At 69.5% G+C, this 16,216-nt stretch carries 16 protein-coding genes; 8 read left to right on the forward strand and 8 right to left on the reverse strand.

What is annotated here, in order from left to right; translation table 11 throughout:
• Nucleotides 1-136: 136 nt before the first annotated feature.
• The gene (locus OG588_RS33635) at nucleotides 137-1,075 is read left to right on the forward strand and encodes a rhomboid-like protein (RefSeq protein ID WP_405950523.1); all 939 of its coding nucleotides are present in this window, start codon (nucleotides 137-139) and stop codon (nucleotides 1,073-1,075) included.
• Between the two features lie 38 nt (nucleotides 1,076-1,113).
• Here OG588_RS33635 and OG588_RS33640 read toward each other — a convergent pair whose 3' ends face one another.
• The 6 genes from OG588_RS33640 to OG588_RS33665 form a co-directional block, all read right to left on the reverse strand.
• Nucleotides 1,114-1,905 carry a GNAT family N-acetyltransferase gene (locus tag OG588_RS33640; RefSeq protein ID WP_405953273.1) on the reverse strand — a complete coding sequence of 264 codons (792 nt, stop codon included), beginning with the start codon at nucleotides 1,903-1,905 and terminating at the stop codon, nucleotides 1,114-1,116.
• Between the two features lie 99 nt (nucleotides 1,906-2,004).
• Nucleotides 2,005-2,199: a DUF397 domain-containing protein gene (locus OG588_RS33645; RefSeq protein WP_405950524.1), complete on the reverse strand. Its 195-nt coding sequence runs from the start codon at nucleotides 2,197-2,199 to the stop codon at nucleotides 2,005-2,007.
• Between the two features lie 11 nt (nucleotides 2,200-2,210).
• Nucleotides 2,211-3,062, reverse strand: a complete 852-nt coding sequence (locus OG588_RS33650; RefSeq protein ID WP_405950525.1) for a Scr1 family TA system antitoxin-like transcriptional regulator — start codon at nucleotides 3,060-3,062, stop codon at nucleotides 2,211-2,213.
• A gap of 645 nt (nucleotides 3,063-3,707) precedes the next feature.
• Nucleotides 3,708-3,833 carry a hypothetical protein gene (locus OG588_RS33655; RefSeq protein WP_405950526.1) on the reverse strand — a complete coding sequence of 42 codons (126 nt, stop codon included), beginning with the start codon at nucleotides 3,831-3,833 and terminating at the stop codon, nucleotides 3,708-3,710.
• A gap of 29 nt (nucleotides 3,834-3,862) precedes the next feature.
• A complete protein-coding gene (locus OG588_RS33660) occupies nucleotides 3,863-4,273 on the reverse strand; it encodes a hypothetical protein (RefSeq protein ID WP_405950527.1) in 411 nt (136 codons plus the stop codon).
• Between the two features lie 45 nt (nucleotides 4,274-4,318).
• Complete coding sequence (locus OG588_RS33665; protein WP_405950528.1) at nucleotides 4,319-4,750, reverse strand: DUF4259 domain-containing protein; 432 nt, start codon at nucleotides 4,748-4,750, stop codon at nucleotides 4,319-4,321.
• Between the two features lie 396 nt (nucleotides 4,751-5,146).
• Here OG588_RS33665 and lon point away from each other — a divergent pair, with 396 nt between their 5' ends.
• Nucleotides 5,147-7,564 carry an endopeptidase La gene (lon, locus tag OG588_RS33670; protein WP_405950529.1) on the forward strand — a complete coding sequence of 806 codons (2,418 nt, stop codon included), beginning with the start codon at nucleotides 5,147-5,149 and terminating at the stop codon, nucleotides 7,562-7,564.
• A gap of 103 nt (nucleotides 7,565-7,667) precedes the next feature.
• Here lon and OG588_RS33675 read toward each other — a convergent pair whose 3' ends face one another.
• Nucleotides 7,668-8,504: a lysozyme gene (locus tag OG588_RS33675; RefSeq protein ID WP_405950530.1), complete on the reverse strand. Its 837-nt coding sequence runs from the start codon at nucleotides 8,502-8,504 to the stop codon at nucleotides 7,668-7,670.
• A 226-nt stretch (nucleotides 8,505-8,730) separates the two neighbouring features.
• Between OG588_RS33675 and OG588_RS33680 the strand changes: the two genes are divergently transcribed.
• Nucleotides 8,731-9,327 (forward strand): MarR family winged helix-turn-helix transcriptional regulator, encoded by a 597-nt coding sequence (locus OG588_RS33680; protein ID WP_405950531.1) that lies wholly within the window; start codon nucleotides 8,731-8,733, stop codon nucleotides 9,325-9,327.
• A 107-nt stretch (nucleotides 9,328-9,434) separates the two neighbouring features.
• On the opposite strand, the gene OG588_RS33685 is transcribed toward OG588_RS33680, so the two are convergent.
• Nucleotides 9,435-10,223 carry a protein phosphatase 2C domain-containing protein gene (locus tag OG588_RS33685; RefSeq protein WP_405950532.1) on the reverse strand — a complete coding sequence of 263 codons (789 nt, stop codon included), beginning with the start codon at nucleotides 10,221-10,223 and terminating at the stop codon, nucleotides 9,435-9,437.
• Between the two features lie 353 nt (nucleotides 10,224-10,576).
• Between OG588_RS33685 and OG588_RS33690 the strand changes: the two genes are divergently transcribed.
• The 5 genes from OG588_RS33690 to OG588_RS33710 are packed head-to-tail and all read left to right on the forward strand — an operon-like array spanning nucleotide 10,577 to nucleotide 16,183.
• Nucleotides 10,577-13,339 (forward strand): nitrate- and nitrite sensing domain-containing protein, encoded by a 2,763-nt coding sequence (locus tag OG588_RS33690; protein WP_405953274.1) that lies wholly within the window; start codon nucleotides 10,577-10,579, stop codon nucleotides 13,337-13,339.
• The gene (locus OG588_RS33695) at nucleotides 13,336-13,839 is read left to right on the forward strand and encodes a roadblock/LC7 domain-containing protein (protein WP_398852612.1); all 504 of its coding nucleotides are present in this window, start codon (nucleotides 13,336-13,338) and stop codon (nucleotides 13,837-13,839) included. The genes OG588_RS33690 and OG588_RS33695 overlap by 4 nt, the downstream gene beginning before the upstream one ends.
• A complete protein-coding gene (locus OG588_RS33700) occupies nucleotides 13,836-14,246 on the forward strand; it encodes a DUF742 domain-containing protein (protein WP_405950533.1) in 411 nt (136 codons plus the stop codon). Before OG588_RS33695 ends, OG588_RS33700 begins: the two co-directional genes overlap by 4 nt.
• Complete coding sequence (locus tag OG588_RS33705; protein WP_405950534.1) at nucleotides 14,227-14,910, forward strand: GTP-binding protein; 684 nt, start codon at nucleotides 14,227-14,229, stop codon at nucleotides 14,908-14,910. The genes OG588_RS33700 and OG588_RS33705 overlap by 20 nt, the downstream gene beginning before the upstream one ends.
• A 25-nt stretch (nucleotides 14,911-14,935) precedes the next feature.
• Nucleotides 14,936-16,183: a styrene monooxygenase/indole monooxygenase family protein gene (locus OG588_RS33710; RefSeq protein ID WP_405950535.1), complete on the forward strand. Its 1,248-nt coding sequence runs from the start codon at nucleotides 14,936-14,938 to the stop codon at nucleotides 16,181-16,183.
• The last annotated feature ends 33 nt before the right edge of the window (nucleotides 16,184-16,216 follow it).

Here is a 16,216-nt window from a genome sequence, read left to right on the forward strand (position 1 = left end):
GTCAGGGCGCAAGGTACCGGCGGACGCGTGAGAAGGCTTTCAGGTTGCTGTGAATCGGCTCTCGCGTGGCGTCGGTCATAGACAGCGGCAGGTGGGACGGCGAAGGGTGGGGTGGAACCGGAAGGAGCGCCTCACCGTGGAACGGATCGCGACGGCCGACACCCAGGCCCCCGCCACGCCTCCGGGCGGGCCCCTGGCCGACGAGTTCGGGTCGGCTGCGCCCCTGGATTCCGGTCTGCTGGACGCGATGCCCAGACAGCGGGAAGTGCCGGACGCGGTGGGGGAGTTGGGGTTCGCCGCTCGGACTTCGGCCGCGGTGTCCGTCTCGGCGTCCACCCCTGCCATCCCCGGTGAGTCGCGCGTCCTGCTCGCACTCCGCCGCCTCCACCCCTGGCGGTTGCTGCCGACGCCCACGGGGACGCCGTTCACCTTCGGTTACGGGTTGCTGCTCGTCGTAACTTCGCTGGTGGCGCAGTACGCCGATCCGACCTTCGTGACCCAACTGCACCAGGCATCCAGTACGGACGTCACCCACCTCCTCCGCGACCCGTTCCTCGTGCTGGTCGCCAGCGCGATGTGGATCGTGGGCGGGATGGTGTCGCCGTACGCGTTCCTGTTCCTGCTTGTACTGACCGCGCTGGAACGCCGGATCGGCGGGGTGCGGGCGGCCGGTGTCTTTCTGTCCGGGCACATCCTGGCGACGCTGGCGACCGAAGGGACCGTGGGAATCGCGGTGTTGGCGGGCCACCTCCCCGCCACCTCCCTCCATCGCCTCGACTACGGCATCAGCTTCGGCGTGGCGACGAGCATAGGAGCGCTGGCCGGTCTGCTCCGGCCGTGGCTCGGCCTCCCGCTGATCGTCCTGTTCGGCTGGTCACTGGTCGCGGACCTGATCGCGTTCACCGACCCCATGACGAACTGGGGTCATCTGATCTCGCTGGCGATAGGTGTCGCGACGTGGCCGTTGATACGGCGGTGGGCGCGGGCGGCACGGGAGGATCGAGCCGCAAGGGCGACTGGGGTGGCTGGGGTGGCTGGGTCTGGGGCGGCTCGGGTTGAGGTTTCGGGGGTCTGACTCCCCGCGTGGTTAGCCGCCCGCGTTCAGCTTCTTCTTCAGTCCCGAGATGCCAAATCGGTTCTCTTCGTGGGCGGTTGCTCCGGTGACCACACGTACGGCGTGGTCGTGGTGATCGCCCGGAATCCCAGCCGGCGCAGGATCGGCGCGCTGTCGTCCGAGGCGTCCACGTGCAGGTACGGCACTCCGCGGGCGGCGGCGAGGGCGGCTCGGGTGGCGATGAGGGCGCGGTAGATGCCTTTGCCGCGCCACTCGGTGACGGTCGAACCGCCGCGCAGCCCGGCGAACTCGGAGTCCCCGTAGAAGAGCAGCCAGGCCGCGGAGATCACCTCGCCGTCCGCTTCCGCTTCTGCGACGTAGACCGCGATCTCGTCCGGGGTGGAGGTGATCCGGCCGAGCAGTTCGGTCGCCAGCCAGGTCAGGTCGATGCGCCAGATCGCCGACTCCATGGCTCCGATCCGGCGCAGATCCGCCTCGTCGGAGACCCGGCGCACGGTGACGCCCTCCGGCAACACGGGCTCGCCTACGGCCAGTTCGTCGGTCCGCCCGATCAGCACCGTTTCCTGATCCTCGGGCACGAAGCCCGCCGAGCGCAGCCGGTCCGTGAGGTCGGCCGGTTCGTCATGGCCCCGGATCTTCCACTCCACGCGCTCCCCACGCGCCGCGAAGAAGTCCCGCTGCCGCGCGATCAGTTCATCGAGCGCATGCCCCCGTAGGCCCAGGTCGCGCGGTCCGGTCACGAACCCCCGGGTCTCCCCGACGATCCGCAGCAGCGGCCCGTCCTTCTCGTACGTCACCCCGGCGGGCGGGTTGGGGGCGGCGCCGCGCATCTGGTTGTCGTAGGCGGCGAGGAGGGTCTGGGTCTGGGTTTCGGATTCCGGCTCTGTCACGGGGGAGACGGTACGAGGTGTGTGAGCTGGGGCAACTGATTAATGGCGGGGGCGGGGTGTGGTGGTCCTGATGTGCCGCAGGAGGGCGGTGAGTTGGGGGCGGTCGGTGTTGAGTACGACGGTGGGGCTGTCGCTTTCGCGGAGGGCGAGGGTGTGTGGAGTGGCGCCGATTTCAACGCAGTTCGTCTCTCCCGAGCCGGAGTAGGACGACTTTTGCCAGGTGATCTCGGGCATGTCCCCAACTTTCAAGTGCTGTCCGCAAGGGTGCGGATGAACTCCCGTGACTCCTTCACGGGGAGCGCGGCCTTGGTGATGCGCTCCATCAGTGCACGGTAGTTCGCCAGTTGGGTCTGCGCATCAAGGAATTCAGTGGTGGTCGCCCTGTCGAGCTGAACGGTGTCGAGCTGCGGCACCGCGCCGGAGGCGTACGTCACGGTGAGCCCAGGAACGGGGAAACCGCCCGCGCTGAAGGGGATCACCCGCAGGGTGACGTTCCGGCGTCGTGAGGCGTCGACCAGTTCCTGCAGCTGACCCCGCATGATCTCTCGGCCGCCGAACTGGAGCCGTAGCGCTGCCTCGTGGATCACGAAGGTGCAGGCGGGCGGATCGTCCCGGTCGAGGATGTCGCGGCGCCGCATACGGTATGAGAGCCATCGCCGGAGTTCCGGCATGGGCCAGGCCGGAACGGTCTCGGACAACACGGCACGCGCGTACTGCTCGGTCTGCAGCAGTCCCGGCACGTGCATGGCGACGAAGACCCGCAGACTCGTGGAGTGGTATTCGAGTTCGGCGAGGTCGAGACCGCTCGCCGTGATGGACCCTCGGTATCCCTCCCACCAGCCGCGTGTGCGGTCCCCGGCCATCGCGGCAAGGGCGTCCACGTAGCCGGTGTCCGGGCAGTCGTAGAGGGCGGCCAGCGTGCGCACGCGCTCGGCGCTCACTCCGAAGCGGGCCAGCTCCATGTTGGTGACGTGGGAGCGGTTCGTGCCGAGTCGGTCGGCCGCCTCCTGGATGGTCAGCCCGCAGTTCTCGCGCATGCGCCGCAGCTCGGTGCCCAGGCGCCGCTGGCGCTCGGTGATGAAGGTCCGTGAAGCCATGGCCCCTTCCTATCGGTCGCCGCACGACATGTCATTCACTCGTTCGGGTTATTCGGCTGCCAACCTGTGTCATCTGGTGGCACTAGTTAGGTGAACCGGCCTACGGTGAGCCTCGAATCAACTCCACCTCGGCACAGGAGAGTTGCCATGGACGAACGCCGGCTCGAACCCCCTCCGAATGGCGCTACATCCTCCGTGTTCCCCACGACCCCCTCGCCCCCGCCATCGCCCGCTCCGTCCTCACCCGCCACGCCCCCGGCCCCGCCTCCCTCAGTCTCAAGTGGGCGGACAAGCGGCTGCGGGCCAGCGTCTGGGACGGGGGGTTCCTGCCGCCGAACCCGACGGGTTGCCCGGAGCCGTATGCCGAAGGGGGGCGCGGTCTCGCCCTTGTGGAGCTGTGCGCCGACGCCTGGGGGAGCTTCGTGGTGGGGCCGACTCAGGGGAAGGTCGTGTGGTTCGAGCTGATGTGGGGTGCGCCGGGGTGTGTGGCGGCGTGACGTGGTCGCTGCCCCCTGCCGGAGGAGACCCTGCCCGTAGAAGCGTGACACCTTTGCGCAAAGTGTCACAATTTCGCGCCTCACCCTTCCCGAGCGTCGAGCACCCCCGCACGTTCGAGTCAGGCACGCTTCGGTCGAGTCGGCTGGATCAGGAGTAGAAGCCTCGGCCGTATTCGTCCCGGCTCAGATCGAAGTCGTCCGGGCGATCGCGGCGGAGCCCCTCGTACCGCTCCGCGAAGATGTCCCGGTCCGCGCTTTCGGGCAGCTGTTCCATGACGCTGTGAGCCTCCTCGGCACGGATGATCAGCCCTTTTCGGAAGGGCCGAACATGCGGTCGCGGAATTCCTGGAACGCGTGCCACCCCGAGGGCCCTCCCGGAGTGATCAGCTCTCCTGCGGAGCCGTCCAGCACCTTGCAGCCGAAGGCGTCCGCGAGGCGGAAGACGGAGGGGAGCACGTCGTCGCCGGAGCCGCGGACGTGGAGCATGATCGAGTCCACGGGATCGTCCGAGCCGATGTTGAGTTCGATGGACCAGGTGGGTCCGGTGAGGTCGCCCCAGGTGGGATCAGAGAGGTCGGCTTCGGGCTCGGCCCGGCTCACGGTCGCGAGGACTTCGTGCAGTGGGCCGAGTGGGCGCGGGGCGTAGTCGTCGGGTATGTCCTGCGCCGAGGTGATGTCGTCGGGCAGGTGGAGGAGAAGAACGTCCCAGCTCATGTGGACCTTTCGGGTTGGGAACGGGTGGGTGCGCTGCTGCGCGGGTCAGCTCAGGTGGAGCTGTTCTTCTGGTGGCCGGGGTGTGAGCGTGCTGCGGAGCCGGTTGATGGTCGCCTGCCAGAGGCCGGGGCTGCCGTCCGGTTCCGCCCAGAGTTCCAGGAGTTCGGACGGCTCGGTCATGACGCGGTCGAGGGCCCGAAGGGCGAGCGCGCGTAGACCGGTGAGGTCGGGGACGGGCTCGTCCGGGCCGTAGTGGGGGTGGGCGGGATCGCCGCCGGGGCATTGCGCGGCGACCAGGGCCGCTGCCGCGATGGCCTCGTCGGCGACGTGCGCGTCGAGGAAATCGATGGTCTCGGCCGCTCGGGCGAGGGTGTCCCGCACCAAGCCCTGACGTGCGTCCGGGGAGGCGTCGTCGAGGTCGCCGCACCAATCCGCCGCGGTGTCGTTGTCGAAGGGGCCGACATCCCAGGTGCCCATGCGTCTCTCCTGATCGTGATCGTGATGGCGTCGCGTCAGGGGATCGTGGCAGGCGCCACTGACATCGGACGTCGAGGTCGGACGTCGAGGTCGGGCGCCTAGGCCGGGCGCCGAGGTCGGGCGCCGAGGTCAGCCGTTGAGGTCGGCCGTCGAGATCGGGCGTCGAGTCCCGACCAGCACGTCACAGGACCCCGTTCCCCCCGCCACCCCGTCAGCGCACCCCGCCCCCGCACGCACCCCGCCCCCCCGGGAAGCCCCCACCCCATTTCCGTGTTGACCTGCACGGAACCCAGCGCACTACGCCTGATCGCTCACGGCGAACACGGGGTGGGGAACAATCGAAGGCGCCCAAGCATTGAGTCGGCATAGCTCAACTTGACTGCCTAAGGGGAGATCATGGCTTCGACGTCCACACCGCTCACCCTGCCCGTGCTGCCGCTCGACGACGAGGTCGTGCTGCCCGGAATGGTGGTTCCGCTGGACCTGAACGACACCGATGTACGCGCCGCCGTGGAGGCCGCACAGGCCGCCGCGCGGTCCGAGTCCGGAAAGCCCAAGGTCCTGCTGGTGCCACGGATCGACGGGACTTACGCGAGCACCGGCGTGCTCGGCACCATCGAGCAGGTCGGCCGGCTGGCCGACGGCGACCCGGGTGCGCTGATCCGCGGCCGTAGCCGCGTGAAGATCGGGGCCGGGACCACCGGGCCCGGTGCCGCACTGTGGGTGGAGGGCACCGCGCTCGACGAGAGCCTGCCCGAACCCTTGCCCGGTTCCGTTTCCGAGCTGGTGAAGGAGTACAAGGCGCTGGCCACCGCCTGGCTGCGCAAGCGCGGGGCCTGGCAGGTCGTCGACCGCGTGCAGGCCATCGATGATGTGTCCACGCTTGCCGATAACTCTGGCTACTCGCCTTTCCTCACCACTGAACAGAAGATCGAGCTGTTGGAGACCGCCGAACCGGTGGCCCGGCTGAAGCTCGCCACCCAGCACCTGCGGGATCACCTCGCCGAGCAGGACGTTGCCGAGACCATCGCCAAGGACGTGCAGGAAGGCGTCGACAAGCAGCAGCGTGAGTTCCTGCTGCGGCGTCAGCTCGAAGCCGTCCGCAAGGAACTGCGCGAGCTGAACGGGGACATGAGCGACGGTGAGGAGTCCGACGACTACCGGGCTCGCGTCGAGGCCGCCGATCTTCCCGAGAAGGTCCGCGAGGCCGCGCTCAAGGAGGTCGAGAAGCTTGAGCGGTCCTCCGACCAGTCGCCCGAGGGGTCGTGGATCCGGACGTGGCTGGACACCGTTCTCGAACTGCCGTGGAACGAGCGCACCCAGGACGAGTACGACATCCAGGGCGCCAAGGCGATCCTCGACGCCGAGCACGCCGGTCTGAACGACGTGAAGGAGCGCATCACCGAGTACCTGGCCGTGCGCAAGCGGCGCGCGGAGCGGGGCCTGGGAGTCGTCGGCGGTCGGCGCGGTGGTGCCGTGCTCGCGCTCGTCGGTCCGCCCGGTGTCGGTAAGACCTCGCTCGGTGAGTCCGTCGCGCATGCGATGGGGCGGAAGTTCGTGCGGGTCGCGCTCGGTGGGGTGCGGGACGAGGCCGAGATCCGTGGACACCGGCGTACGTACGTCGGTGCGCTGCCCGGTCGTATCGTCCGGGCCATCAAGGAGGCCGGGTCCATGAACCCGGTGGTCCTGCTGGACGAGATCGACAAGGTGGGGTCCGACTACCGGGGGGACCCGGCGGCGGCCCTGCTCGAAGTGCTCGACCCCGCGCAGAACCACACCTTCCGCGACCACTACCTGGAGGTCGAACTCGACCTGAGCGACGTGGTGTTCCTGGCGACGGCCAACGTGCTCGAAGCCATCCCGGAGGCACTGCTCGACCGTATGGAACTGGTCCGGCTGGACGGTTACACCGAGGACGAGAAGGTTGTCATCGCCCGCGACCACCTGCTCCCGCGTCAGCTGGAGCGGGCGGGGCTCAAGGACGACGAGGTCGTCATCGACGAGAGCGCGCTGCGCAAGCTCGCCGGTGAGTACACCCGCGAGGCCGGCGTCCGCACCCTGGAGCGGTCCGTCGCCCGGCTGCTGCGCAAGATCGCGGCTCAGCACGAACTGGGCCAGCGCGAGCTGCCGTTCACGGTGACCGACGCCGACCTGCGCGCCCTGATCGGACGGCCGCACCACGTGCCCGAGTCCGCCCAGGACCCGGCCGAGCGCCGCACGGCCGTACCCGGTGTCGCCACCGGTCTCGCGGTCACCGGCGCGGGTGGTGACGTCCTCTACGTCGAGGCGTCGCTGGCCGACCCGGAGACGGGCGCGGCGGGTCTGACCCTGACCGGTCAGCTGGGTGACGTGATGAAGGAGAGCGCGCAGATCGCCCTGTCCTTCCTCCGCTCGCACGGCGCCGAACTGGAGCTGCCCGTCGGCGACTTGAAGGACCGGGGCGTGCACATCCACTTCCCGGCGGGTTCGGTGCCGAAGGACGGCCCGAGCGCGGGCGTCACGATGACGACGGCCCTGGCGTCGCTGCTCAGCGGCCGACTGGTCCGCACGGACGTGGCGATGACGGGTGAGGTCTCCCTGACCGGTCGGGTCCTCCCGATCGGCGGCGTGAAGCAGAAGCTGCTCGCCGCGCACCAGGCCGGGGTCACCACCGTCATCATCCCGAAGCGCAACGAGCCCGACCTGGACGACGTCCCGGCCGAGGTCCTGGACAAGCTCGACGTCCACGCGGTGACGGACGTCCGCCAGGTCCTGGAGCTGGCGCTGTCGCCGGCGACGAACGGCGCGACGTCGGAGGTTCCGGTGGCGGCGTGACGGACGTCCACCGGTAGGTGAAGGCCCGGGTCTCTTCAAGGGAGGCCCGGGCTTTCGCCGTAGTAAGGGAGGCCCGGGCCTTCGCCGTAGTACGGACGGCTCGTCAGCCGTTGGCGAGGGCGACCACGCGGTCCAGCGCGCCGTTGAACCTGTCGTGGTCCCCGACCGTCGGCCCCGACGACGTGTACTGCCACATCGTGTAGAACGACCACCCTGCCGGTAGCGTCCCCGGGTCCGAGGCATACCGCGCGATCCACAGCGGGTCGGCGGACGCGAAGGCGCTGGAGTTGCCCGTGCAGGAGGACCACCAGCTCGTCGCCGTGTAGATCACCGCGTTCCGGCCCGTGCGGGACTTGTACGTGGACAGGAAGTCGGCGATCCAACTGACCATCGCCGCCGTCGACTTGCCGTAGCAGGACGCGCCGTACGGGTTCCACTCGATGTCGAGGACACCGGGGAGGGTGCGGCCGTCCTTGGACCAGCCGCCGCCGTGGTCGACGAAGTAGTTGGCCTGGGTGGCGCCGCTCGTCGTGTCCGGGGTCGCGAAGTGGTAGGCGCCGCGGATCATGCCGACGCCGTAGGAGCCGTTGTACTGCTGCGCGAAGTAGGGGTTCGTGTAGTACGTCCCCTCGGTCGCCTTCGTGTAGGCCCACTTGACCCCGCTGCTCCACAGGGTCGACCAGGCGACGTTGCCCTGGTAGGCGCTGACGTCGACGCCCTCCGTCTGGGTGGCGGCAGTGCCGGCGGGCGAGCCGTCCTGGCCGTCGTGCGCCAGGACGCCGATGCCCATGTAGGCGGAACCGCGGGCGGGGACCGTGGCGGCGCCGGCCGGATGGGGGAGTGCCGCCAGCAGGATTGCGGAGAGGGCGAGGGAGAAGGCGAGGGGGACGTGCCGCAGGCGGGGCGTTCGGGGTCTGTCCGCGGGCGTGGCGTGGGGCATGGCTTGCCTCCGAGGGCGCGGTGGAGCGCGGTGGGGGAGTGGAGGGAGAGGGATTTGATGTTGGCGTGGCCATGCCAGTCGTTGCCTGGTAAGGAAGCTACGCATCCAGAAGACCGCGTGGGAAGGGGGTCCGGACGACGCCGTTGGTCTAGCCCTGCGAAATACTGGCGGAGCTGCGGCGATGACGGTGTTTGGCGGAAACTTTCACGATCGGGAAAGCGGACCAATGGGTGCTGACGTGCACAAGGGCGAGGACAGAAACGACGGAGGGCTTCCCGTGGACGACCGCGGACTCTCCGGCGAGGGCGGCGGCCTTTCTGGCGGCGACCTTTCCGGCGGCGACCTTTCCGGCGACGCCGGCACGCTGTCCGTGGGCCCCGACGGACTCGCCGTCGACCACGAATACCTTTCCCTGGAACGCGAGTTGACGTTCCTCTTGCGCCGGGCCCGGGCCAACCAGGGCGAGATGGCCCGCGAGGTCCACCCCGATCTGGAGTCCGCCGCGTACGGCCTGCTGGTCCGGCTGGACGAGTACGGCAGGCAGCGGGCCACCGAACTGGCCGCCTACATCGGCGTCGGCAAGGCCACCATGTCCCGCCAGCTCCGCGCCCTGGAGGACCTGGGGCTGATCGCCCGCGAGCCCGACCCGGCGGACGGCCGGGCCTGGCTGGTCGACCTCACCGACGAGGGCCGCCGCCGGGTCGCCCACGTCCGCGAGGCCCGGCGGGCGCGCTACGTCAGCCAGCTCTCCCACTGGGACCGCCGCGAGGTGGCCGAACTGGCCCGGCTGATCCACCAGTTGAACGGCGTCATGGAGAAGTGACACCGAACGGGGAGGCGGCACCGAACGGAGAAGTGACACCGAACGGAGAGTGACACCGAACGGAGAAGTGACACGGAACGGAGAAGTGCCCATGACCTAGAGGCCGTTCACAGCTCGACGTACACGACCGTCGCGTCGTCGTGCGTCTTGCTCCGCCGCAGATACGTCCGCGTCTCCTCGTCCGCCCGCTCCAACTCCCGTACTCGGGCCACCAGTTCCGCCGCCCCGTCCTTCCTTACGAGCGCGAAGCAGTCCGCCCAGTCGCCCTGGCCGAACTTGTCCACCCACCGGGTCGCCCCGTCCGTCAGGGCGGTGAGGGTGCGGGCGTCGGTGCGCGGGAGCGACCCCGTCACCGCGCGGGCCGCGACCGACGGATCGGCGGCGGCCGTGAAGAAGCCGCCCTCCTTGTTGCGGAGCGTGGTGTCGATCATGGCGTCCGTCGCCAGAGCGCTGCGGGGCAGGCGGGACAGGCGGTCGTCCAGTACGGCGGTCACCTCGCCGGCCGGTGATTCGACCAGCAGGGCCGAGTCCGAGAGGACCAGATATTCGACCTCCTGGGGTGACCAGCGGGCCACTACGACCGTTGCCTGTGGGGTGCGTGGGTGAGAAAGGTCACAGGTGGTGGCGTGGGCCTCAGCTGTTCGGAGGATCGCCCGGGAGAGAATCTCCGCCAGGGTCAGATCCCGGTAGGAAACGGTCAGTTCGGTCAGTGCTCCGCCGAGGCGCGCGGTGTACCAAGGGACCGAATGCAGACACCCCGTCTCGCCTCTCGGCGGTGTCACACCGTCCAGGACGATCAGCGAACCGCCCTGTCCCGAGGCCGGAAGGCCGACGCTCGCGAAGTCCTCGTTGGGGCGGTTCGGGTCGCCGGGTTCCGACACAAGTTCCGTACGCATACGGCCAGTCTGCACGACCTCTTCACAGGCTCCGCAAAAGCTTGGCACGCATGGTCGAATCGACGTAGTCGTGCAGGTCAGGCGCCTGGTTTGGGCTGGAATGGATCACTCCGGGAATGCGTGGCGGCGAATCCTGCCAAAGCCCGCCGCTCACGTCCAACCGGCACGGCGCGCGAGGCCCCTGGACCGGCCGCCGGAACTTGCCCGCCAACTCCCCTCCGGGGTTCACTCCTTCGGGTGGCGGGCCGGACGATGCGCGACCACTGCCTACCGGCACTGGGAGGGTCGCCGTACCGGGATGACGGAGCGTCACCCGGGCCCATGGGTATGACGAGTCAGGAATGCGAGCACCGGTGCAGAAGAAGCGGCCGCGGCGCACAGGCAAGCAGACGGCCCCTCCGGGGGGCGCCACCCCTGCGGCCGTGCCCGACCCCGCGGGCAGCGGGCGCCGTACCCACGTACGCAACCGGCTCATCATCGCCGTAGCCGTCGTGGCCGCCGCCATCGCCGCGGCCGGTGCCCCCTCCCTCATCGCCGCCTCGGGTCAACTCAGCGACTCCCAGGACCTGGTGACGCTCGCCGGACAGACCCAGGACGCGCTGTCGCTGGCCCACTCCCTCGCCGACGAGCGGGACGAGGTCACCTCGTACATCGCCGCCGGGCGCCCCAAGTCCCAGGCCCCCGCCGAGGACCGCAGCGCCCGCGTCGACCGCCAGGTCGAGGAGCTCCGCGCCGACACCGACATCTCCGCCGCGCTCCGCTCGGACCTCGACGACGTCGCCGCCGTACGACGGGCCGCGCTCACCGGCAAGAGCAGCGCGCTGGAGGCGCATGTCGCGTACTCCGGTGCCATCACCGAACTGCACCGGCTCGCCGAGCAGTTGGCGGAGCAGATGCCGCCGCGGGCCGGTTCCGGCGCCTACGCGCTCGCCGAACTCGACGCCGCCGTCCAACAGGCCGCCGCCACAAGGGGATTGCTTCTCGCGGCCTTGAACGTGCCGACGACCACCGAGACGGTCATCAGCCCCATCACCGGTCTCTCCGTCACCGAGACCACTTCCACGAAGGCCCAGGCCAAGGAGCGCGACGCCCTCAGCGCCGCCGCCCAGCAGGCCCGGCTGCGCTCCGACGCCGCTCTCGCCGACTTCCGCGAGACGGCCACGAAGGACGCCGTCGCGGGCTACGACTCCACGGTCACCGGACCCGAGGTCAACTCCGCCGAGAAGTACCTCACCTCCCTCACCGCCCAACCCACGCTCTCCGACAGCCAGTTGGACACCAGCACGAAGAAGCTCGACGCGGCGCTCTCCGCCCGCGTCGACCTGATGCGCGGCGAGGAGTCCGCGCTCTACGTGGACCGCGCCAAGGGCCTCGCCCAGCTGCGCGACGACGACGTCAAGGCGCTGGAACTCCGCATCGCGATCCTCGGCGCCCTCATGCTGCTCGCCGTGGGCATCGCCACCGCCATGGCCCGCACCCTCACCCGCCCGCTCTCCGTCCTGCGCCGGGGCTCGACGCGGCTGGCCGAGGCCGAGGACCCGGCGACCCAGGAGCCGATCAAGTTCACCGGCCGCAACGACGAGTTCGCCCAGGTCGTCCGGTCGGTCAACGCCCTGCACGCGCACGCCGCCGCCCTCCACGAGCGCATCGCCACCCTGGAGGCCGACCGCAAGCACCTCGTCGGCCAGCGCCAGAAGATGGCCGACGCCCGCGAGGAACTCCGCGCCGAAGTCACCGACTCCGCCACCCAGTTGGAGCGTTTGCGCACCAGCATCGGCGGCACCTTCGTCAACCTCGCGCTGCGCAGCCTGGGCCTGGTCGAGCGCCAACTCGCCGTCATCGAGGGCCTGGAGGAGCGCGAGCAGGACCCCGAGCGCCTCGCCACCCTCTTCAAACTCGACCACTTCGCCACGGTCATGCGCCGCCACAACGAGAACCTCCTCGTCCTCGCCGGCACCGAACACGTCCAACAGCACGCCGGGCCCGTCCCGTTGGTCGACGTGGTCCGCGCGGCGGTCAGCGAGATCGAGCGCTACGAACGCGTCCGCATCTCGGCACTCCCCCCGCACGCACACGTGGCAGGCTTCGCGGCGGACGACCTGAGCCACCTCTTGGCCGAACTGATGGAGAACGCAAGCTCGTTCTCCCCGCCGGACACCCCCGTCGAGATCTCCGGCTGGCTCCTGGAGAACGGCGAGGTCATGCTCTCCGTCCAGGACGAGGGCATCGGCATGACCGACGACCGCATGACCAGCCTCAACACCCGCCTCACCGAGTTCGACCCGGAGTCCCCCTACGACCAGGAGGGCGAGGAGGGCCTGGGCCTCGGCCTGTACGTCGTGGCCCGCCTGGCCCACCGCCACGGCGTCCGCGTCCAGCTCCGCGACCAGAAGCAGGGCGGCATCGCGGCGGTCGTGGTCATCCCGAGCGCCCTGCTGGCAGGTTCCCCCACGTCAGCGGTCCCGTCCTCCACCCCGGCCCCCGCCGACACCCACTCGTACTCCCTCCCCGGCGCCTCCGCAGAGGCCAACTCCAACGTCCTGCACGGCCGTTCCGAACACCCGGACCCGCTGGTCGCCCTGGCGGAACAGGCGGTAGCGGTACGGGAGGCCCCCGCGGCAACGCCGCCGGAGTCCCCGGCGGAAATGACGATGGAACTCCTGCTGCCACTGACGCCGGAGGACCAAGCAGTCACGCCGGCGGACGAACGGCCGGCCGCCGACGGCGAGTTCGCCCCACAGGGGCCACCCGCACCCGACGACGAGAGCGTCACGGGTGGTGCGGGTGGGAACAAATTCACGGCTGACGGCGAAGCCGAAGCCGTAGAACACGAACGAGCCCAGGACGAAGACCCCGTCACGGACAAGGGCCTCCCCAAACGCACCCCCAAGATCACCCAACCCGCCCAGGCCCAGCGCCAGCGAACCGGCGCGGTCGACGCTGACGCCCTGCGCCGCAGACTCGGCGGCTTCCGCGCAGGCGCCTCCGCGGGCTACAAGGACGTAGAAGTGGAAATCGCCGAAAGGACCGGCCAGAACCCGGTCCCGGCCCCGCGCAGCGCACCCGAACGATCCGAAGCAGCCACGGGGGGCACCGTCGAGGAGGCAAGCAGTTGACCGCGCCCAGTACCTTCGGACTGAGCAGTGAAGCCCGCAACCTGCACTGGCTGCTGAGCAACCTCGTCGAGGAAGTGCCCGGCATCCAGTCGGTCGCGGTCGTCTCCTCCGACGGCCTGCTGCTCCTCTCCTCCGATCCGGGGAGGAACGCCGAGGCCAAGGAAGCCCTCGAAGCCAAGCGCACCGGACCACGAGGATCCGCAGCCGACCTCGCCACCATCGTCTCCGGCATCGGCAGCCTCACCGTCGGCGCCGCGAAGCTGATGGACTCCGGCCCGGTGAAGCACACCATGGTCGCGATGGAGGACGGCAGCCTCTTCGTGATGTCGATCAGCGACGGCTCGCTGCTCGGCGTGCACGGCTCCGCGGACTGCGACATGAGCGTCGTGGCGTACCACATGGCACTCTTCGTCGGCCGCGCCGGCCACGTCCTGACGCCCGAACTCCGCAGCGAGCTTCGGAAATCCCTCGAAGACGCGACCACGGGGAGTGCGCGATGAGCCGTACGCCCAACAAGCTCCCGGTGCGCGGCGGCGACCGCAAACCCGCCCGGGTACGCCCCTACTCGCTCACCGGCGGCCGTACCCGATTCGGCCATGTCCTCCTCGTGGAGACCCTCGTGGCGGCGCTCGAAGCCTCGGAGGAGCGCAAGGAGTTGACGAATGGTTCCCTCAACACCCGGGTGATGCCGGAGATGCGGGCCATCGTCGAACTCTGCCGCCGTATGCGCACGGTGGCCGAGATCGCCGCGCTGCTGAAGATGCCGCTCGGCGTGGTCCGCGTGCTCCTGAGCGATCTCGCCGACCAGGGAAAGATCCGTGTGTACGGAACCGGAACCGCTCACGGTACGGGCCGTCCTGACCGCGCTCTGCTGGAAAAGGTGCTGAGTGGACTCCGTCGTCTCTGACGCCGCCGCCTACGGCGTCTCCCCGCTCCTCAACGACGAGAAGCGACTGCTCAAGGACGAGAAGCAACTCCTCGACGACGAGGAGCAGTTGCGGCCCTGGCAGCAGGACCGCACGCGCGCGCCCGTCGCCACGAAGATCGTGGTGGCCGGCGGCTTCGGCGTCGGCAAGACCACCATGGTCGGCGCCGTGTCCGAGATCCAGCCCCTCCAGACGGAGGCGCTGATGACCGAGGCCAGCGAGGAGACCGACGACCTCACGGCCACCCCGGACAAGATGACGACCACGGTCGCCATGGACTACGGCCGTCTCACGCTCGACGACGACCTGGTGCTCTACCTGTTCGGTACGCCGGGCCAGCAGCGGTTCTGGTTCATGTGGGACGACCTGGTGCGCGGCGCGATAGGCGCCGTCGTGCTGGCCGACACCCGCCGCCTCAAGGACTGTTTCCCCGCGCTGGACTACTTCGAGAGCTGCGGACTGCCGTACGTCGTCGCGGTCAACCACTTCGTCGGCAGCGAGCGGTTCGAACCCGACGACGTGCGGGAGGCGTTGACGATCCCCGCGCACGTACCTGTCATGATCATGGATGCGCGACGGCGGATTTCGGCCATCGAGACCCTGCTCGCGCTCGTCGCCCACGCGCTGGACGTCACCCCCGAGTAGTCGCGACCAAGGAGCCACCACCCGTATGCGGAAGATACTCGTCGTCGGAGCCGGTCAGTCCGGGCTCCAGCTCGCCCTCGGACTCCAGTCGCACGGGTACGAGGTCACCCTGATGTCCAACCGGACGGCGGACGAGATCCGCTCCGGGCGGGTCATGTCGACGCAGTGCATGTTCACCACGGCACTGCAGTACGAGCGCGATCTCCAGCTGAACTTCTGGGAGTCCCAGGCCCCGAGGATCGAAGGACTCGGCGTCTCGGTCGCCGCCCCCGGCTCGCACGACCCGGGGCCGACACAGCGCGCGATCGACTGGGTGGGCAAGCTCGACGGGTACGCGCAGTCGGTCGACCAGCGGGTCAAGATGGCCGGCTGGATGGAGACGTTCGCGCAACGCGGCGGCCAACTGGTCATACATGGCGCGGCAGTCGGCGACCTCGACTACTTCTCCCGTACGTACGACCTCGTCCTGGTCTCGGCGGGCAAGGGCGAGCTGGTCTCGATGTTCGCCCGCGACCCGGAACGCTCCCCGTACACCGAGCCGCAGCGCGCCCTGGCCGTCTCCTACGTCCACGGTCTCGGACCGCGCCCGGAACACCCGGAGTTCGACGCGGTCCGCTGCAACCTGGTGCCCGGCGTGGGCGAGTTGTTCGTGATGCCGACGCTCACCACGTCGGGCCGCGCGGACATCCTGTTCTGGGAGGGCATACCCGGCGGCCCGTTGGACGTCTTCAACGGCGTCAAGGACCCGGCTCGGCACCTCTCCCTGACCCTGGAACTCATGGAGAAGTTCACGCCGTGGGAGTACGAGCGGGCGCGGGGCGTCGAACTCACGGACGCGGGTGGGACGTTGGCCGGGCGGTACGCGCCCACCGTCCGTAACCCGGTGGGTCAGCTGCCCGGTGGTGGCCTGGTTCTCGGGGTCGCGGATGTCGTCGTCGCCAACGATCCGATCACCGGGCAGGGGTCCAACTCCGCTTCCAAGTGCGCCGCTTCGTATCTTGCGTCGATTCTCGATCACGGGGAGAAGGAGTTCGACGGGGACTGGATGACGGCGACGTTCGAGCGGTACTGGGCGACTGCGCGGCACGTTACGAAGTGGACCAACGCGATGCTTGGACCGCCGCCGGAGCATGTCCTCAACCTCATTGGGGCGGCTGGGCAGTTGCCGCCGGTTGCCGATCGGTTCGCCAACGCGTTTGATGACCCGGCCGATTTTGAGAACTTCTTCTATGAGCCGGAGAAGACGGCGGCTTACTTGGCTTCGGTGGCCTAATCGCCGTCGGGGCTGTGGGGAGTCGGCGGCTGC

It is taken from the genome of Streptomyces prunicolor (assembly GCF_045162825.1).
Classification (GTDB): Bacteria; Actinomycetota; Actinomycetes; order Streptomycetales; family Streptomycetaceae; genus Streptomyces; species Streptomyces prunicolor.